Consider the following 16,385-nt stretch of genomic DNA (forward strand, 5'->3'; position numbering starts at 1 on the left):
GTGCTATTTCAGCACGAGCGGCAATCCCGCAGCCATGAAAATCGCATGATCGGCCGCGGCGGCGACAGCCTGGTTGAGGCGGCCCTGTGCATCGCGGAAATCGCGCGCGAGTTTATTGTCAGGCACGATGCCCAGCCCCACTTCGTTCGACACCAGCAGAACCGGGAACTTCACGGCATTCACCGCCGTCAGCAACCCGGCGATCTCGGCGCCGAGATCGCGGCCGGCATGCATCAGGTTGGACAGCCAGAGCGTGAGGCAGTCGACCAGCACGGCGCCGGTATCCGGCGGCAGCGCGCGCAGCACTTCGGCCACGGCAATCGGCGCCTCGATACTATGCCAGCGGTCGTCCCGACGGGATTTGTGTTCAGCGATCCGCGCCTTCATCTCGTCGTCCCAGGCTTCGGCGGTGGCGATATAGACCAGCCGGCCCGGGCGCTTTTCGGCCAGTTGTTCGGCCAGACGCGACTTCCCCGACCGCGCGCCGCCCAGGATCAGGGTGATCCTCGCATCGGCGCGCACGGTCATATCAGGCCTTCACTTTCTCGCGCATGGTGACGAATTCCTCCGCCGCCGTGGGATGAATGCCGATGGTGGCGTCGAAATCGGCTTTCTTCGCGCCGGCCTTGATGGCAATCGCCAGCCCCTGCATGATTTCGCCGGCGTCTTCGCCCACCATATGCGCCCCGACCACGCGGTCCGTTTTGGCGTCCACCACCAGCTTCATCATCACGCGCTCGTCGCGGCCCGAAATTGTCGCCTTCAACGGGCGGAAGCTGGTGCGGTAGACATCGACCTCACCGTATTTGGCGCGCGCATCGGTCTCGCTGAGACCAATCGTGCCGACCGGCGGCTGGCTGAACACGGCCGCCGGCACGTCGGCATGATCGGGCGAGCGCGGCTTCTTGCCGAACACCGTGTCGGCGAAGCAATGGCCTTCGCGGATCGCCACCGGCGTGAGGTTGATGCGGTTGGTGACGTCGCCCACCGCGTAGACATTCTCCACGCTGCTGCGCGAATATTCGTTCACCACCACGGCGCCTTCGGCATCGGTCCTGACGCCAACCACTTCGAGGCCCAATCCACCGGTATTGGGCTTGCGACCGGTGGCAGCCAGCACGGCATCGACTTCCAGTGTGCTGCCATCGGTCAGATGCACCAGCAGGGCGCCGTCTTTCGTTTTCTCGATCTTCGTCAGATCGGTCTTGCAGCGCAGGTCGATGCCAGATTTCCCGATCTCGCCGGCCAGATGGCTGCGGATATCCTCGTCGAAGCCGCGCAGTATCTGCTCGCCGCGATAGAGCAGCGTCACCCTGGAACCGAAACCGTTGAAGATGCCAGCGAATTCCAGCGCGATATAGCCGCCGCCGACGATGACGATCCGCTTCGGCTGCTCCTTGAGATGGAAGGCCTCGTTCGAGGTGATCATCAGCTCGGCACCTGGAACGGCCGGCTTCACAGGATGACCGCCGGTGGCGATCAGGATCTTGTCGGCGGTGACGCTCTTGTCGCCAATCAGGACGGTATGCGCATCCTTCAGGGTGGCGCGGCCATCGAAGGTCCTGGCGCCAGCATTCTCGAACAGCTTGCGATAGATGCCTTCCAGCCGGGCAATTTCCTTGTCCTTGTTGGCAATCATCGTTGCCCAGTCGAACCTGGTCTCGCCGACCGTCCAGCCGAAGCCGGCGGCATCCTCGAAGTCATGCGCGAATTGCGATCCATAGACCAGCAGCTTCTTCGGTACGCAGCCGCGGATCACGCAGGTGCCGCCGTAGCGGTATTCCTCGGCCACCGCGACCCGAGCGCCGTAACCGCCCGAGATACGCCCGGCGCGTACGCCGCCCGAACCGCCGCCGATTACGAAAAGGTCAAAATCATACTGGCTCATCCGGGACCGATCCTTTTGCGTGATATTCCGCCGGCAACTCATGCCCGCGCCCCACGCTGGAGATCAAGGTCCGAACCTCGGGATAGCGGTGGGCTACCGCAATGTGGTGCAGCCGGAGCGCTTCGACAAGCGTGCCGCCCAGGCCCAGCAGGCGGTCGGCATGGCCGATCATGACCGTATTGGGCCAGGCCCTGGGCCGGATATCACCCAATGCCGCAAAGATATCGGCAGCGCGGGCCGGATTGCGCTGGGCCATCAGCGTGACGGCCGAGGCGGTCGAGCGCGACACGCCGGCGTAGCAATGCACCAGCAGATGCTGCACCGGTTGGGCCGCCAGCTTCTCGCCCACTTTCAGGATGTCGGTGACATCGGCCTCGGTGGGCAGCGCGCGGCTGCTTTCTTCCGTAACAATATCATAGAAGCGGAATTCGTCGCGCAGCGCCTTCGGATGATGCACATAACCTTCCGGCTGCGGCGTACCGGGGTCCAGGATGCCGAGGATATGGCTGACATTACCGGCGAATTCATGCAGTTCGGCCACACCGCAGATGCTGATACGGAACGGCATCAACCCACGTTCAACGGTACTCATCCAGCCATATCTCCTTATTCAACAGTGACGGATTTCGCGAGGTTGCGCGGCTGATCGACATCGGTGCCCTTCAGCACGGCGACATGATAGGCCAGCAGCTGGACCGGAATGGCATAGAGGATCGGCGCCACGAAGGGTTCGACCTGCGGCAGAACCACGGTGGCGAAGGTGCGCTCATCGACATGCGACAGGCCGGTCTTGTCCGACATGAAGATCACCTTGCCGCCGCGCGCCATCACTTCCTGCATGTTGGAAATTGTCTTTTCGAATAGCGCGTCGCTCGGCGCAATCACGATCACCGGCACCTGTTCGTCGATCAGCGCGATCGGACCGTGCTTCAGTTCGCCGGCGGCATAGCCTTCGGCATGGATATAGGAGATTTCCTTCAGCTTCAGTGCCCCTTCCAGCGCCAGCGGGAAGCATGGGCCGCGGCCGATATACAGCACATCGCGCGCATCCATGATCTTCTCGGCGAGCGCCTGCAGCTCCTCGTCGTGGTTCAGCACCTCGGCGGCCTGAGCCGGCACTTCCATCAGCGCGGCCATCAGCTTGGCGCTTTCCGCCTCGCTCAGGGCCTTGCGGGCACGGGCGACTGCCAGGCTGAAGGCGGCCAGCGTCACCAGCTGGCAGGTGAAGGCTTTCGTGGACGCGACGCCGATCTCGGGACCGGCTTTGGTCGGCAGTACGCCATCGGCTTCACGTGCCATGCTGCTTTCAGGCACGTTGACGATCACCAGCGTGCGACCGCCATTGGCTCTCACATAGCGCAAGGCAGCCAGCGTGTCGGCCGTCTCGCCCGACTGCGAAATGAAGATCGACAGGCTGTTGGGGTCGACCGGCGCCTCGCGATAGCGGAATTCGGACGCGACATCGACCTCGACGCCGATGCGGGCATAGCGTTCGAGCCAGTATTTCGCCACCAGGCCGGAATAATACGAGGTGCCGCAGGCCACGATGGTGATGCGGCTGATCTTCGCCAGATCAATGCCGAGATCGGGCAGATGCACCCAGCGATCGGCTGGACTGACCACGGTGTTGATGGTGTCGCCCATCACCGCCGGCTGCTCGTAGATTTCCTTGAGCATGTAATGGCGGTAGTTGCCCTTGCCGATCATCGCGCCGCTGATCGCGGTCGGCCGAACGGTGCGCTGGACCTGCCTGTTGTCGGCGTCGAAGAAACGCGCGCCATCACGGCTCAGCACCACCCAGTCGCCCTCGTCGAGATAGGCGATCCTGTCGGTCAGCGGCGCCAGCGCCAGGGCATCCGAGCCGAGATACATCTCGCCATTACCGAAACCGACGGCCAACGGCGCACCGCGACGTGCGCCGATCAGCAGGTCGGTCTCGCCATGGAACAGGATGGCCAGCGCAAAAGCGCCACGCAGACGACCCAGCGCGGTCTTCACGGCGTCTTCCGGTTTCAGCCCTTCGACCAGATACTGGTCGATCAGGCGCAACGCCACTTCGGTATCGGTCTGGCTCTGGAACTCGTGCCCCTTGGCAACCAGCTCCTCGCCCAGTTCGCGGTAATTCTCGATGATGCCGTTATGCACCAACGCGACGCGCTCGGTGGCATGCGGATGCGCATTGGATTCGTTTGGCACGCCATGCGTGGCCCAGCGCGTATGCGCAATGCCGATCAGACCCTGCAGCGGCTCATCCTGGAGACGCTGCTGCAGGTTGACGATCTTGCCCTCGGCGCGACGGCGCTCCAGCGTGCCATTCTTCACCAGCGTGGCAACACCGGCCGAGTCATAGCCGCGATATTCCAGCCGCTTCAGGCCGTCGACGAGCAGAGGAACGACATCTCGCGTGCCGACGACACCGACAATTCCACACATGCTGGAAACTCCTTACTTCTTCTTGCGGGCTGCCGTCTTGATGCGGCGGAAGGCGGCTGCCTTGCCCGGTTTATCTTCCTGACGGCCGCGGCCGAGGCTGATTGCGTCGGCCGGGACATTGCGGGTAATCACACTGCCGGCCGCGACAATGGCGCCATCGCCGATTTTCACTGGTGCGACCAGGGCTACATTCGACCCGATGAAGGCCCCCGCGCCGATATCGGTATGGTGCTTGTCGAAGCCGTCGTAATTGCAGGTGATGGTGCCGGCGCCGATATTGGCCTTCGATCCCACGCGGGCATCGCCGATATAGGTCAGGTGATTGACCTTGGCCCCACGTTCGATGGCCGCATTCTTGATCTCGACGAAATTGCCGATATGTGCGTCTTCTGCGATCTTCGCACCCGGACGCAGACGCGCATAAGGCCCGATGGTGGCACCCGCGGCAATCGTCGCACCCTCGATATGGCTGTGGCTGCGGATCACGACATTGTCGCCCACACTCACCTTTGGGCCGAAGACCACGAAGGGCTCGATGGTGACGTCGCGACCGAACTGCGTGTCCTTGCGCAGGAAAACCGTCTCCGGTGCGGTCATGGTCACGCCGCCGGCCATGGCGGCCACGCGCAGGCGCTGCTGCATCGCCGCTTCGGCGACGCTGAGTTCGGCGCGATTGTTGATGCCCATCACCTCGACCGGATCGGCCTCCACCACGCGGCAGGTCCAGCCTTTCGCACTGGCATGCTCAACCGTATCGGTGAGCAGGAATTCGCCCTGCGCGTTCCTGTCGGTCAGCTTCCTGAGCAAAGCCGGCAGACGCGCGCCATCGAAGGCCACCAACCCGGCATTGCACAGCCGCACGGCGCGCTCATCCGCGGACGCATTCTTGAATTCGACGATCTTGAGCAACTTACCCGTCGCGTCGACGATCAAACGGCCATAGGCGGCCGGATCGGCCGGGCGGAAGCCGACGATCACGGCAGCCGGATCGCCCCTGCCACGCCGCGCCGCCAGCAGGTTTTTCACCAGATCTGGCGTCAGCAGCGGCGTATCGCCGAACAGCACAATGACATCGCCCTTGAAACCCTTGAGTGCCGGCAGCGCCGCCATCACGGCATGGCCGGTGCCCCGCGCCGGATGCTGGATCGCGATCTTCGCCGGCTGGGCAGCGGCAGCGACGGCCTCCTGCCCCTTGCCGGTGACGACCACGATACGATCAGGCTTCAGCGTGGCCGCAGCGTCCAGCACATGGCCCAGCATCGCGCGGCCGGCCACCGGGTGCAGCACCTTGGGCAGCGCCGACTTCATGCGCGTGCCCTGGCCTGCTGCCAGAATGATGACTGCTACTGGCCGTTTCGCCATGCTTTGCTTCCGTGTACAAAAACGCGATTCGCCGCCTTTCGGCGCGGCGGACAGTGTCATAGCCGCCCTAGGCAACGGAAATCAAATCGTCTTTCCGTCTGTTTCAGGGTCTTTCGAATTGTAACACCATGACTCACAAGGCAATTCTGTTCGATCTCGACGGCACGCTGGTGGATACCGCGCCGGACCTTGCCGCCGCCACCGACTATGCGCTGACCCAGGCCGGACGGCCAGCCATCGGGCTTGAGTCGGTGCGCAGCATGGTGGGCGACGGTGCCCGCGCCCTGATCGAGAAGGGTTTCAGAGCCAGTGGCGGGATGCCCGACCCGGCCGCGTTCGAGGCCGCATTCAACGATTTCATGATCTATTACGGCCGCCATATCGCCGAGACCAGCCGGCCGTTTCCCGGCGTCGCCACTTGCCTCGCTGCGCTGGCCGAGCAGGGCTATGCGCTCGCGGTCTGCACCAACAAGCCCGAAGCCCTGAGCCGCAGCCTGCTCGACCAGCTTGGCCTGAGCGGCTTCTTCGGCGCCGTGGTGGGCGGCGACAGCCTGCTGGTGCGCAAGCCCGATCCCGGCCATATCCGTGGCACACTCGATAAACTCGGCACGGAGTTCGCCTGGGCCGCGATGGTAGGGGATTCCGCCAACGACGTGAATGCGGCCAAGGCCGCCGGCCTGCCCTGCGTGGTGGTCAGCTTCGGATATACGCAGATTCCGGCAAAGGATCTCGGCGGCGACCGGCTGATCGACCATTTCTCGGAACTGCCCGAGGCGCTGGTGGCGCTGGGCGGGTAGCCGCCTACTTCTCGTTCGCCGCGGCCTGGAAGCCGCCGCCGATCACACGGCTCGGCGGCAGATGCACGCTGACGCGCGTGCCCTGGCCTGGCGTGCTCTGGATTTCCAGCCAGCCGCCATGCATGCGCACCATGCGGTCGCTCAACGGCAGCCCCAGTCCGGTGCCCGACTGCGCGCGCGTCAGTGCATTCTGGATCTGACCGAAGGGCTGCAGCGCGATCTTGATCTGCGCCGGCGTCATGCCGATGCCGGTATCGGCCACCGTATAGACAAAGCCGCCGCCGTCGGTCATCTCGCCCGACAATGTGATACGGCCGCGCTCGGTGAATTTCAGCGCATTGGCCAGCAGGTTGATCAGCACCTGCAGCAGCGCACGGCGATCTGCGCTCAACTGCACCACTGTATTCGGCGGATTGACCTTCAGATCGATATCGCTGCGTTCGACCTTCTCGCGCACCAGACGCAACGCTGCCGTCATGATCTCGTCTGCATCGAAATCCTGCTCGGCCAGCTCGTATTTGCCTGCCTCCACCTTCGACAGATCGAGGATATCGTTGATGATGGCCAGCAGATGTTCGCCGCTGGCATGGATGTCGCCGGCATATTCGCGATAGCGCGGGATACTCACCTTGCCCAGCATCTCGTTGCGGATGATCGACGAGAAGCCGATGATGGCATTCAGCGGCGTGCGCAGCTCGTGGCTCATATTGGCGAGGAATTCCGACTTGGCGCGGTTGGCTTCCTCGGCCGAACGCTTGGCGGCCAGCGCCGTCAGCTCGGCCTGCTCCTTCAGGTCGACCACGCGGCGCTCACGGAACAGCAGCACCAGCAGGCCGATCACCAGCATGGCGATGAAAGCCGTGAGAAGGCCGACGCCATCGGCAAAGCGGTCGAGCCGGCGTTCCTGGTTCAGCAGCATCTCGCGCGCCGTGCCGCGCGACTGGTCCAGCAGCGCGATCAGCCGGAATTCGGCATCGCGCACCCGCGCCTGCATCAGCGCCAGCACCGCCGGCGAGCCGGCCGGCTGGCCCGGCACGCCCTCATCGAGCCAGCGCCCGAGGTCCTGCAAGGCCGGGCTGGCCACCGCGTGCATGCCGGCCGCGCCCACCATGTTATCGAGATTGTAGTTGGCACGCAGCGCGTCGGCGCGGGCGCGCGCCGAAATCAGATGCGCCACCACGCGTGCCCGGCTATCGCCCTGCGGATCATGCTGCCAGGCCTCTATGGCCCAGGCGAGATTGGCCACCTCGCGGATCATGGTCTCGGCATCGCGTTCCTGATCGAGCAGGGTGACAGGCAGGTCACGCGCCACCGAAGTCAGGGCATTCTGCACATAGAGTGCAACGCCGAGCGCGCCCAGCACGACAAGCACGATGATGAAAGTGATCTGGCGACGGCCAAGCATGCAGATGCGCTCAGTTGGCCAGGCTGCCGTGGGCGCGATAGAAACGCTCGGCGCCGGAATGCAGCGGCAGGGTGCGGCCTGTCAGGGCATCGGCGAAACGGACATCCGTGCCGCGTGGATGGCCGGCACTGAGCAGGGCCTGACCGCGGGGATTCCACAATGCCTCCAGCACAGCATAGACGCGTTCGTCGGCCAGATCGGCGCGCACGAGCAACTGCGCCCCCACCATCAGTGTCGACACAGCAGGCTGCCCCGGATAGGTGCCGGCGGGTATCTGCCCATAGCTGAGGAAGGGATTCTGCCGCACCAGGCGGTTTGCCGCATCGGCGTCGATGCCAACCAGACTGGCCTGCCCGCTGGCCAGCGTGTCGCTCACCGCTTTGGTCGGCCAGCCGGCAACGATGAAAAACGCATCGAGCTGGCCGATCAGCAGGCGCGGCAGCGCCAGGTCGGGCTTGATATAGACCGGGCGCAGATCGGTTTCCGACAGGCGATAGGCCCCCAGCAGGTTGCGCACATGCACCAGCGTGCCCGAGCCCGGCTCGTCCATCGCCACCGTGCGGCCGCGCAGGTCGCTGACGACGCTGATGCGGGCCTCGCGCCGCACGACGACATGCATAGCCTCGGAATACAGGTGGGCGACAAAACGGAGGCGGTCGTGCTTACCCTTGCCGGCGAAGATTTCCTGTGCGTTGAAGGCCCAGTCGGCGACATCGGCCTGCACCAGCGCCATTTCGATCTCGCCGTTCTGCAGGCCGACGGCATTGGCGACCGAACCGTTCGAGGTCTGCGCCACCGCGACCAGGCCCGGCACGCCGCAGCGGCCATCGCGCGCATCCGCCACCGCACAGCCGGGACCGACCGGCATGTCGCTGACAGCCCGGGCGATCAGGCTGCCGATGGGAAAATACGTCCCGGACTGGCCGCCGGTGCCGATGCGCAGCAGGCTGGTATTCTCCGGAACAGCTGAACTCTGCGCCCCGGCTGGCGCCGCATCGGACATCAGGGCTGCAAATACCATCGCTGCGCCGATGCAGGCGCCGAAGCGGCGGCTGGCGGGGCGTGATGTCATCCGGTTATTCGGCATCCGGCTGGTTGGCCGGCGCCGCATCGGCGAAGGCTTTCAGCTTCTGGCATTCGGCATCGATGCGCACCACTGTGGGGCAGCCCGACAGGTCGGCCTTGAAGCGCCGCCCGTTGGCGACCTGCGGCACCAGGCAGAGATCGGCCAGCGTCGGCGTGTCGCCATGGCAGAAACGGCCGGTCTGCGGACTGGAGACCAGCATCTGCTCGATCGCCTGCAGGCCTTCCTCGACCCAGTGACGATACCAGTCGTCCCTCTGCGCTTCGCTGACACCCAGCTTGCCGGTCAGGTAGCGCAGCACGCGGGGATTGTTGATCGGGTGGATTTCGCAGGCCACGGCGAGCGCCAGTGCGCGCACCCGGGCGCGCTTCAGCGGGTCTTTCGGCAGCAGCGCCGGCTGCGGATGGGTTTCTTCCAGATATTCGATGATCGCCAGCGACTGGGTCAGCAGCGGACCGTCGTTGTCCGGCTTCAGGACGGGCAGCAGTTTTTGCGGATTGATCGCTGCAAAGCTCTCAGCAAGCTGTTCCAGCTTGGCAAGATGGACAAAGGTCTGGTCGTAGGCGAGGCCCTTGAGATTGAGCGCAATCCGGACCCGATAGGCGGCCGAAGACCGGAAATAGCCGTACAGCAGCATGCTTGCCTCCTCCTGATCGGGATTCTAGCCCAGTCGCCGTTATGTTACAAAGCCTTGATGGGTCTCCGCGCTCACCCGAAAGGGTTGCCGCGGCAGCATACCGCGCTCTATTGTCTGCGCTCCGCGACACTCCCATCTGAAGGGGGCTGCCGGAGCAGGCGGCGAGGATTGGGGCCGAGCCGGCGCCAGGCACAGACCTTGGCCGGAGGGCCGGGTGTTTTTGGGGGCCAGTAGGGTAAAGTCGAGATGCGCCTGACGATTAACGGCGAGATGCGGGACATGACCGGCGCAGGCACGGTGGCCGAACTGCTGTCCTCGCTCGAACTTGATGCGCGCAAGATCGCCATCGAACTGAACCGCGAGATCGTGCCGCGCTCCGCCTATACCGCCACCGGCCTGAACGACGGCGACAAGATCGAGATCGTGCATTTCATCGGCGGCGGCAACGCGCCACTCGGCAACGATGACTACTTCGAGGTGGCCGGCCAGCGCTTCCGTTCGCGGCTTCTCGTGGGCACCGGCAAGTACAAGGATTTCGAAGAGACCAGGCTGGCCATCGAGGCCTCCGGCGCCGAGATCGTCACGGTGGCGGTGCGGCGCGTGAATGTCACCGACCGCAACAAGCCGATGCTGGTCGATTACGTCGACCCGAAGAAATACACCTACCTGCCCAACACCGCCGGCTGTTTTACTGCCGACGATGCTGTCCGCACGCTGCGGCTGGCGCGCGAAGCCGGCGGCTGGAAGCTGGTCAAGCTTGAAGTGCTGGGCGACCAGAAGACGCTGTACCCCGATATGGAAGCCACGCTGGAAGCCACCAAGGCGCTGGTCAAGGACGGTTTCGACGTCATGGTTTACTGCGCCGACGATCCGATCGCGGCCAAGAAGCTGGAAGACCTCGGCGCCTGCGCGATCATGCCGCTGGCCGCGCCGATCGGTTCGGGGCTGGGCCTGCAGAACCCGGTCACCATCCGCATCATCATCGAGAATGCCAAAGTGCCGGTGCTGGTCGATGCGGGCGTCGGCACTGCCTCCGATGCCGCCGTGGCCATGGAACTGGGCTGCGACGGCGTACTGATGAACACCGCCATTGCCGAGGCCAAGGATCCGATCCGCATGGCGCGCGCCATGAAGCTGGCAATCGAAGCCGGCCGGCTGGCCTACCAGGCCGGCCGCATGCCGAAGAAACTCTATGCCGATCCCTCCTCGCCGCTCGCCGGCCTGATCTGACCGCGCGAGGCCGAGCGACCGTGGACATCGATATTTACGCCCTCATCCAGCAGTATCGTGAGTGGTTCTACATTCTCACCTTCATCTGGACCTTTCTGGAAGGCGAGACCTTCGTCATCTTCGCCGGCGCCGCCGCCAGCCAGGGCCTGCTCCATATTCACTGGCTGATCGTCGCGGCCTGGGTCGGCAGTTTCTGCGGCGATCAGCTCTATTTCTGGATCGGCCGCAAATGGGGCCACAAACTGCTCAAGCGCTTCCCGCGCCTGCAGGGCGGCGTCAACGTCGCACTCGACATGCTGCACAAATACCATGTCGGCTTCATTCTCAGCTTCCGCTTCATCTACGGCGTACGCAATTTCTCCTCGCTGGCCATGGGCATGAGCCTGATTTCCTGGCCGCGCTTCGCCGGGTTGAATTTCATCGCCGCCGGCCTGTGGGCCAACGTGTTTTCCTGGGCCGGCTACCTGCTCGGCGTCGCCTTCGAGGCGATGCTCGGCAACATCGCCAAGGATTTCGGCCTGATCATGCTGGGCATCTTCGCGGTGGTCGGCACGGTGCTGTTCTTCGTGCACCGCCGCGGCAAGGCGAATTTCGAGGCCAAGGTCGCCGCCCAGCAGCAGAAGCAGGTCACACCGCCGGTTTCGACCGAGTAGAGACAGCCTTACAAACTGTCCATCTTGCCGTTCAGCTTGTCGATGATGCGTTCGAGCTGCGCGACTTCGTCCGGCGACAGCGCCGTCAGCAGGTCGCGCTCGAAGCCCAGCGCCAGCGGCGCGATCTCGGCATGGACCGCCTGACCTTTCGCCGACAGCGTCAGCCGCGACTTGCGCTTGTCATTGATGTCGCGCTTGCGCGCCAGCAAGCCTTTGCTTTCCAGCGCCGCCACGGCGCGGCTCACCGTCACCTTGTCCATCGCCGACTGCTCGACCACGTCATTCGCCGTGATGCCGGGATGGCGACCGAGATTGGCGATCACCCGCCATTCGGGAATGCCGATGCCGAAACGGTCTGCATAGTGGCGCGACAGCGCGCCGGAGATGCGGTTGGTCACCACCGACAGCCGGTAAGGCAGGAATTTCTCCAGATGCAGTGTGGTTTTAGCCATGTCCCCTGCTTCAACGCGGCCACGCTTCGTCGGTGGCCTTGAATTTAGTTTCAATTGTAACTAATATACAGTCCAACCGCAACATCGATTCCGTGCCCGGGAGGATACGTTCCATGGCCGATCTTTTCGACAATCCGATGCAGACCGATGGTTTCGAGTTCATCGAATATGCCGCGCCGGAACCTGCCAGGCTGGCGGCCCTGTTCGAGCGTATGGGCTTCCAGGCCGTCGCCCGCCATCGTTCCAAGAACGTGACGCTCTACCGCCAGGGCGATGTCAACTTCATCCTCAATGCCGAGCCGGCCAGCTTTGCGCAGAGCTTTGCCCGCATCCACGGCCCCTCGATCTGCGCCATGGCCTTCCGCGTCAAGGATGCGCCCAAGGCCTATAAGCGCGCCGTCGAACTCGGTGCCTGGGGCGTCGAGGCGCAGGCCGGCCCGATGGAACTGAATATCCCGGCGATCAAGGGCATCGGCGACAGCCTGATCTACCTCGTCGACCGCTATGGCGCGCGCGGCACGATCTACGATGTCGACTTCGTGCCCATCGAGGGAACCGAGCGCAACCCCAAGGGCGTCGGCCTCACCTACGTCGATCACCTGACCCACAACGTGCATCGCGGCCGCATGGGCGAGTGGGCCGAGTTCTACGAACGCCTCTTCAATTTCCGCGAGATCAAGTATTTCGACATCGAGGGCAAGCTGACCGGCCTGAAATCGAAGGCGATGACCAGCCCCTGCGGCAAGATCCGCATCCCGATCAACGAAAGCTCGGACGACAAGTCGCAGATCGCCGAATACCTGAATGCCTATCACGGCGAGGGCATCCAGCATGTGGCGATGGGCACCGACGATATCTACGGTACGGTGAGCGCACTGCGCAGTCGCGACCTGCCCTTCCAGTCGACCAACGACACCTACTTCGACCAGATCAACGACCGCCTGCCCGGCCATGGCGAGGATGTCGCCCGCCTGAAGGAACTGCAGATCCTGATCGACGGCGCGCCGACCAAGGGCCAGGGGCTTCTCCTGCAGATCTTCACCGATAACGTGATCGGGCCGATCTTCTACGAGATCATCCAGCGCAAGGGCAACGACGGCTTCGGCGAAGGCAACTTCAAGGCGCTGTTCGAATCAATCGAACTCGACCAGATCCGTCGCGGCGTGCTGAAGGCGAATTAAGAGAGTTACGGAGGAGACGCGTCATGACAAAGAACTGGATCCCGATGAGCCACGCCGAGGGCGTTGCGGCGAAACAGGCCCATGTCGCGCTCCCCGAGGGCACTTACGAACGCGAGATGAGCAAGGAGGGCTTCTTCGGCCCGGCCGCGCATCTCTATCACCAGAATCCGCCAACCGGCTGGATCGACTGGGAAGGACCGCTCAAACCCCGCGCCTTCGACACGGCAAAATTCGCCGATACCGTCGACTGCGTCTGGAAGGCGCGCACGCTGCTGAGCAATCCGCATTGCCAGTATCGCCATCTGGCAATGGACAGGGCGATGGATCATCTGGTGCGCAACGGCGACGGCGACGAGCTGATCTTCGTCCATGACGGCGAAGGCTCGCTGTTCTGCGACTTCGGCCATATCACCTACAACGAAGGCGACTACATCATGCTGCCACGCGGCACGATGTGGCGGCTGGAGCCGAAGACGTTGAGCAAACTCCTGCTGATCGAGGCGACCAACGACAGCTACCGCCTGCCCGACAAGGGCCTGGTCGGGCCGCATGCCATCTTCGATCCCGGCGTGCTGCAGATTCCGAAACTGGACGAGGCTTTCCTGGCGCAGCAGAAGACACCGCGGCAGTGGCGCATCGTGATCAAGCGGCGCGGCCAGCTTTCCACCGTCACCTATCCGTTCAATCCGCTCGACGTCGTGGGCTGGAAGGGTGACCTCACCGTGGTGAAGCTGAACTGGCGCGACATCCGCCCGCTGATGAGCCACCGCTATCATCTGCCGCCCAGCGCGCATACCACCTTCCTGGCTTCGCGCTTCGTCGTCTGTACCTTCGTGCCACGCCCGATCGAAAGCGATCCGGAGGCGCTGAAAGTGCCGTTCTTCCACAACAACGACGACTATGACGAAGTCATCTTCTATCACAAGGGCAGCTTCTTCAGCCGCGACAACATCCATCCCGGCATGATCAGCCTGCATCCCTGCGGCTTCACCCATGGCCCGCATCCGAAGGCTTTCGCAGCCGGCGCCAAGGCAACGAAGAAAGAGACCGACGAGGTCGCCGTGATGCTGGATACCCGCGACGCGCTCGATGTCGGCACGGCTGCCGACGGCATTGAGTTCAAGGGCTATGCCGCGACCTGGAATCCTGACGGTTTCAGGCAGGCTGCGGAGTAGCATCCCCACTCTCGTCGTTCCCGCGAAAGCGGGAACCCAGTCATTCTATAAGCTGGGTCCCCGCTTTCGCGGGGACGACGAAATTGAACCGTAGGAGACTCCACATATGAAACTCGCCTCGCTGCGGCATGGCCGCGATGGCCGCCTTGTTGTTGTCAGCCGCGACCTGAAGACCATGCTGCCGGTCGACGGCCTCTGCCCCACCATGCAGATGGCACTCGATAGCTGGACCACGATGGCACCGAAACTGCAGGCCGTTTCCGATGCGCTGAACAAGGGCGAAGCCGCGGGTGCCATCGCTTACGATCCTGACAAGCTGCATGCGCCGCTGCCGCGTGCCTATCAGTGGTGCGACGGCTCAGCCTATCTCAATCACGTCGAACTGGTGCGCAAGGCGCGCAATGCCGTGATGCCACCGGAATTCCTGCACGACCCGCTGATGTACCAGGGTGGTTCGGATGATTTCCTGCCGCCGACGGCCGATATCGAAGTGGCCGACGAAGCCTATGGCATCGATTTCGAGGGCGAAGTGGCTGCGATCACTGGCGACGTACCGATGGCAGCCAGCAGCGCGGAAGCGGCGAAACATATCCGCCTGCTGATGCTGGTGAACGACGTCTCTTTACGCAACCTGATCCCCGGCGAACTGGCCAAGGGTTTCGGTTTCTTCCACGGCAAGCCGTCGACAGCTTTCGCGCCCGTGGCCGTCACGCCCGATGAACTGGGCGATGCCTGGAAGGACAACAAGGTGATGCGCCCGCTGGTCAGCGTCCTGAACGGCAAACAGTTCGGTGCGCCGGATGCCGGTGCTGACATGCAGTTCTCGCTGGCCGATCTCGTTGCGCATGCGGCGAAGACGCGACGGCTGCGCGCCGGCTGCATCGTCGGCAGCGGCACGGTGTCGAACAGGGATGCCTCGAAAGGTTTCTCCTGTCTCGCCGAGATCCGCATGATCGAGACGATCAACGACGGCAAGCCGAAGACGCCCTTCATGAAATTCGGCGACCGCATCGAAATGGAAATGACCGATGCCAAGGGCCAGTCGATCTTCGGGAAGATCGATCAGACGGTGGTGAAGTATAAGCCGCCTGCTTAACCATCCCCCACCATGTCATGGCCGGGCTCGTCCCGGCCATCCACGTCTTACATCCTCAAAAAAACGCGTGGATGCCCGGGACAAGTCCGGGCATGACACTCCATTTTTCTTCTGGGTTCCCGCTTTCGCGGGAACGAGGGTTTATAACCCCTGCCCCACTGCCCGATCCGACACAAACGGATTATTCGCGCGCTCCTGCCCAAACGTGGAGAGTGGCCCGTGGCCGGGTACAAAGGTGATGCCATCGCCGAGCGGGAACAGCTTCTCGCGGATCGAGTGGATCAGGTCGGCATGGTTGCCCTTGGGAAAATCCGTCCGCCCGATCGAACCCTGGAACAGCACATCGCCAACTAACGCGGCCTGTGACGGCACGTGGTAGAACACCACATGCCCCGGCGTATGGCCCGGACAGTGAAGGACGTCGAGCACCAGATTGCCGACCGTGACGGTGTCGCCATCCTTCAGCCAGCGGTCCGGCGTGAAACTGCGGCTTGGCGGAAAGCCATACTGCTGCGCCGCCGCCGGCATGCCGTCGATCCAGAATTTGTCATCCTCATGCGGCCCCTCAATGGGCAGCTTCAGTTGCTCGGCGATTTCCATCACCGCGCCGGCATGGTCGAGATGGCCATGCGTCACCAGCAGCTTCTCCAGCGTCACACCACGGCGCTTTACCGCTGCCAGCAGCTTGTCCGGCTCACCACCGGCATCAACCAGCGCGCCGCGCATGGTCTCCGAACACCAGATCAGCGAGCAGTTCTGCTGGAACGGCGTGACGGGATTGATCTCGGCATGCAGGCGTGGGCCAGAAGAAGACATGTCGTCGGAGGTACGGGTCTGGTCGGTCATGCTCCCGGCTTAACGCGGGGCGCCCCGGATTGGCAATCGGCAGCCCTTGCCAAATCCAGCCTCGTTCCTATCTGAAAAGACAATAAGTGATTGACAGAATTGGAAAAATTCAAACTCGGGCGGAATAGGCGCCAGATCAGCCCAAA

16 protein-coding genes are annotated in these 16,385 nt (G+C 63.4%); 6 read left to right on the forward strand and 10 right to left on the reverse strand.

The window, feature by feature from the left end:
* Nucleotides 1–3: 3 nt before the first annotated feature.
* From cobU to glmU, 5 genes are read right to left on the reverse strand one after another with little or no spacing between them, the layout of a single operon-like run.
* Nucleotides 4–528, reverse strand: a complete 525-nt coding sequence (cobU, locus tag CTR53_RS03290) for a bifunctional adenosylcobinamide kinase/adenosylcobinamide-phosphate guanylyltransferase (protein ID WP_290809369.1) — start codon at nucleotides 526–528, stop codon at nucleotides 4–6.
* A gap of 1 nt (nucleotide 529) precedes the next feature.
* Nucleotides 530–1,888 carry a glutathione-disulfide reductase gene (gene gor, locus CTR53_RS03295; RefSeq protein WP_290809370.1) on the reverse strand — a complete coding sequence of 453 codons (1,359 nt, stop codon included), beginning with the start codon at nucleotides 1,886–1,888 and terminating at the stop codon, nucleotides 530–532.
* A complete protein-coding gene (locus tag CTR53_RS03300; protein ID WP_290809371.1) occupies nucleotides 1,875–2,480 on the reverse strand; it encodes a protein-tyrosine-phosphatase in 606 nt (201 codons plus the stop codon). The genes gor and CTR53_RS03300 overlap by 14 nt, the downstream gene beginning before the upstream one ends.
* Nucleotides 2,481–2,494: 14 nt before the next feature.
* A complete protein-coding gene (gene glmS, locus CTR53_RS03305; protein WP_290809372.1) occupies nucleotides 2,495–4,321 on the reverse strand; it encodes a glutamine--fructose-6-phosphate transaminase (isomerizing) in 1,827 nt (608 codons plus the stop codon).
* A 12-nt stretch (nucleotides 4,322–4,333) separates the two neighbouring features.
* Nucleotides 4,334–5,683 carry a bifunctional UDP-N-acetylglucosamine diphosphorylase/glucosamine-1-phosphate N-acetyltransferase GlmU gene (glmU, locus tag CTR53_RS03310; RefSeq protein WP_290809373.1) on the reverse strand — a complete coding sequence of 450 codons (1,350 nt, stop codon included), beginning with the start codon at nucleotides 5,681–5,683 and terminating at the stop codon, nucleotides 4,334–4,336.
* Nucleotides 5,684–5,811: 128 nt separating this feature from the next.
* On the opposite strand from glmU, the gene gph reads away from it, so the two are divergent.
* Entirely contained in the window at nucleotides 5,812–6,480 is a 669-nt protein-coding gene (gph, locus tag CTR53_RS03315) for a phosphoglycolate phosphatase (RefSeq protein ID WP_290809374.1), read from the forward strand.
* Between the two features lie 4 nt (nucleotides 6,481–6,484).
* Here the strand turns inward: gph and CTR53_RS03320 are convergent, their stop codons facing one another.
* Genes CTR53_RS03320 through maiA form a run of 3 tightly spaced genes read right to left on the reverse strand, consistent with a single transcriptional unit; the run spans nucleotide 6,485 to nucleotide 9,606 of the window.
* Entirely contained in the window at nucleotides 6,485–7,885 is a 1,401-nt protein-coding gene (locus tag CTR53_RS03320; RefSeq protein WP_290809375.1) for an ATP-binding protein, read from the reverse strand.
* 10 nt (nucleotides 7,886–7,895) lie between these two features.
* Nucleotides 7,896–8,957, reverse strand: coding sequence for a TAXI family TRAP transporter solute-binding subunit (locus CTR53_RS03325; protein ID WP_290809376.1), 1,062 nt, complete (start codon nucleotides 8,955–8,957; stop codon nucleotides 7,896–7,898).
* A 4-nt stretch (nucleotides 8,958–8,961) separates the two neighbouring features.
* Entirely contained in the window at nucleotides 8,962–9,606 is a 645-nt protein-coding gene (maiA, locus tag CTR53_RS03330) for a maleylacetoacetate isomerase (protein WP_290809377.1), read from the reverse strand.
* Between the two features lie 246 nt (nucleotides 9,607–9,852).
* On the opposite strand from maiA, the gene thiS reads away from it, so the two are divergent.
* Both thiS and CTR53_RS03340 read left to right on the forward strand, forming a co-directional pair.
* Nucleotides 9,853–10,836: a sulfur carrier protein ThiS gene (gene thiS / locus CTR53_RS03335; RefSeq protein WP_290809378.1), complete on the forward strand. Its 984-nt coding sequence runs from the start codon at nucleotides 9,853–9,855 to the stop codon at nucleotides 10,834–10,836.
* A 20-nt stretch (nucleotides 10,837–10,856) separates the two neighbouring features.
* Nucleotides 10,857–11,489: a DedA family protein gene (locus CTR53_RS03340; protein WP_290809379.1), complete on the forward strand. Its 633-nt coding sequence runs from the start codon at nucleotides 10,857–10,859 to the stop codon at nucleotides 11,487–11,489.
* 8 nt (nucleotides 11,490–11,497) lie between these two features.
* On the opposite strand, the gene CTR53_RS03345 is transcribed toward CTR53_RS03340, so the two are convergent.
* A complete protein-coding gene (locus CTR53_RS03345) occupies nucleotides 11,498–11,941 on the reverse strand; it encodes a MarR family winged helix-turn-helix transcriptional regulator (protein ID WP_290809380.1) in 444 nt (147 codons plus the stop codon).
* Nucleotides 11,942–12,054: 113 nt separating this feature from the next.
* Between CTR53_RS03345 and hppD the strand changes: the two genes are divergently transcribed.
* The 3 genes from hppD (at nucleotide 12,055) to CTR53_RS03360 (ending at nucleotide 15,393) form a co-directional block, all read left to right on the forward strand.
* Nucleotides 12,055–13,122 (forward strand): 4-hydroxyphenylpyruvate dioxygenase, encoded by a 1,068-nt coding sequence (gene hppD, locus CTR53_RS03350; RefSeq protein WP_290809381.1) that lies wholly within the window; start codon nucleotides 12,055–12,057, stop codon nucleotides 13,120–13,122.
* A 23-nt stretch (nucleotides 13,123–13,145) separates the two neighbouring features.
* Complete coding sequence (locus tag CTR53_RS03355; protein WP_290809382.1) at nucleotides 13,146–14,297, forward strand: homogentisate 1,2-dioxygenase; 1,152 nt, start codon at nucleotides 13,146–13,148, stop codon at nucleotides 14,295–14,297.
* Between the two features lie 106 nt (nucleotides 14,298–14,403).
* Complete coding sequence (locus tag CTR53_RS03360) at nucleotides 14,404–15,393, forward strand: fumarylacetoacetate hydrolase family protein (RefSeq protein ID WP_290809383.1); 990 nt, start codon at nucleotides 14,404–14,406, stop codon at nucleotides 15,391–15,393.
* 141 nt (nucleotides 15,394–15,534) lie between these two features.
* On the opposite strand, the gene CTR53_RS03365 is transcribed toward CTR53_RS03360, so the two are convergent.
* Nucleotides 15,535–16,239, reverse strand: coding sequence for an MBL fold metallo-hydrolase (locus CTR53_RS03365; protein ID WP_290809384.1), 705 nt, complete (start codon nucleotides 16,237–16,239; stop codon nucleotides 15,535–15,537).
* Nucleotides 16,240–16,385: the final 146 nt, after the last annotated feature.

The organism is Ferrovibrio sp. (genome assembly GCF_002796975.1).
In the GTDB taxonomy this organism is placed as follows: Bacteria; Pseudomonadota; Alphaproteobacteria; order Ferrovibrionales; family Ferrovibrionaceae; genus Ferrovibrio.

Bases quoted from the DNA above. Each gene is read 5' to 3' on its own strand.
- thiS (WP_290809378.1), top strand. From the start codon at position 9,853: ATGCGCCTGACGATTAACGGCGAGATGCGGGACATGACCGGCGCAGGC.
- glmU (WP_290809373.1), bottom strand. From the start codon at position 5,683: ATGGCGAAACGGCCAGTAGCAGTCATCATTCTGGCAGCAGGCCAGGGC.
- CTR53_RS03360 (WP_290809383.1), top strand. From the start codon at position 14,404: ATGAAACTCGCCTCGCTGCGGCATGGCCGCGATGGCCGCCTTGTTGTT.
- maiA (WP_290809377.1), bottom strand. From the start codon at position 9,606: ATGCTGCTGTACGGCTATTTCCGGTCTTCGGCCGCCTATCGGGTCCGG.
- CTR53_RS03345 (WP_290809380.1), bottom strand. From the start codon at position 11,941: ATGGCTAAAACCACACTGCATCTGGAGAAATTCCTGCCTTACCGGCTG.
- gor (WP_290809370.1), bottom strand. From the start codon at position 1,888: ATGAGCCAGTATGATTTTGACCTTTTCGTAATCGGCGGCGGTTCGGGC.
- hppD (WP_290809381.1), top strand. From the start codon at position 12,055: ATGGCCGATCTTTTCGACAATCCGATGCAGACCGATGGTTTCGAGTTC.
- CTR53_RS03325 (WP_290809376.1), bottom strand. From the start codon at position 8,957: ATGACATCACGCCCCGCCAGCCGCCGCTTCGGCGCCTGCATCGGCGCA.
- CTR53_RS03300 (WP_290809371.1), bottom strand. From the start codon at position 2,480: ATGAGTACCGTTGAACGTGGGTTGATGCCGTTCCGTATCAGCATCTGC.
- glmS (WP_290809372.1), bottom strand. From the start codon at position 4,321: ATGTGTGGAATTGTCGGTGTCGTCGGCACGCGAGATGTCGTTCCTCTG.
- CTR53_RS03365 (WP_290809384.1), bottom strand. From the start codon at position 16,239: ATGACCGACCAGACCCGTACCTCCGACGACATGTCTTCTTCTGGCCCA.
- cobU (WP_290809369.1), bottom strand. From the start codon at position 528: ATGACCGTGCGCGCCGATGCGAGGATCACCCTGATCCTGGGCGGCGCG.
- CTR53_RS03320 (WP_290809375.1), bottom strand. From the start codon at position 7,885: ATGCTTGGCCGTCGCCAGATCACTTTCATCATCGTGCTTGTCGTGCTG.
- gph (WP_290809374.1), top strand. From the start codon at position 5,812: ATGACTCACAAGGCAATTCTGTTCGATCTCGACGGCACGCTGGTGGAT.
- CTR53_RS03355 (WP_290809382.1), top strand. From the start codon at position 13,146: ATGACAAAGAACTGGATCCCGATGAGCCACGCCGAGGGCGTTGCGGCG.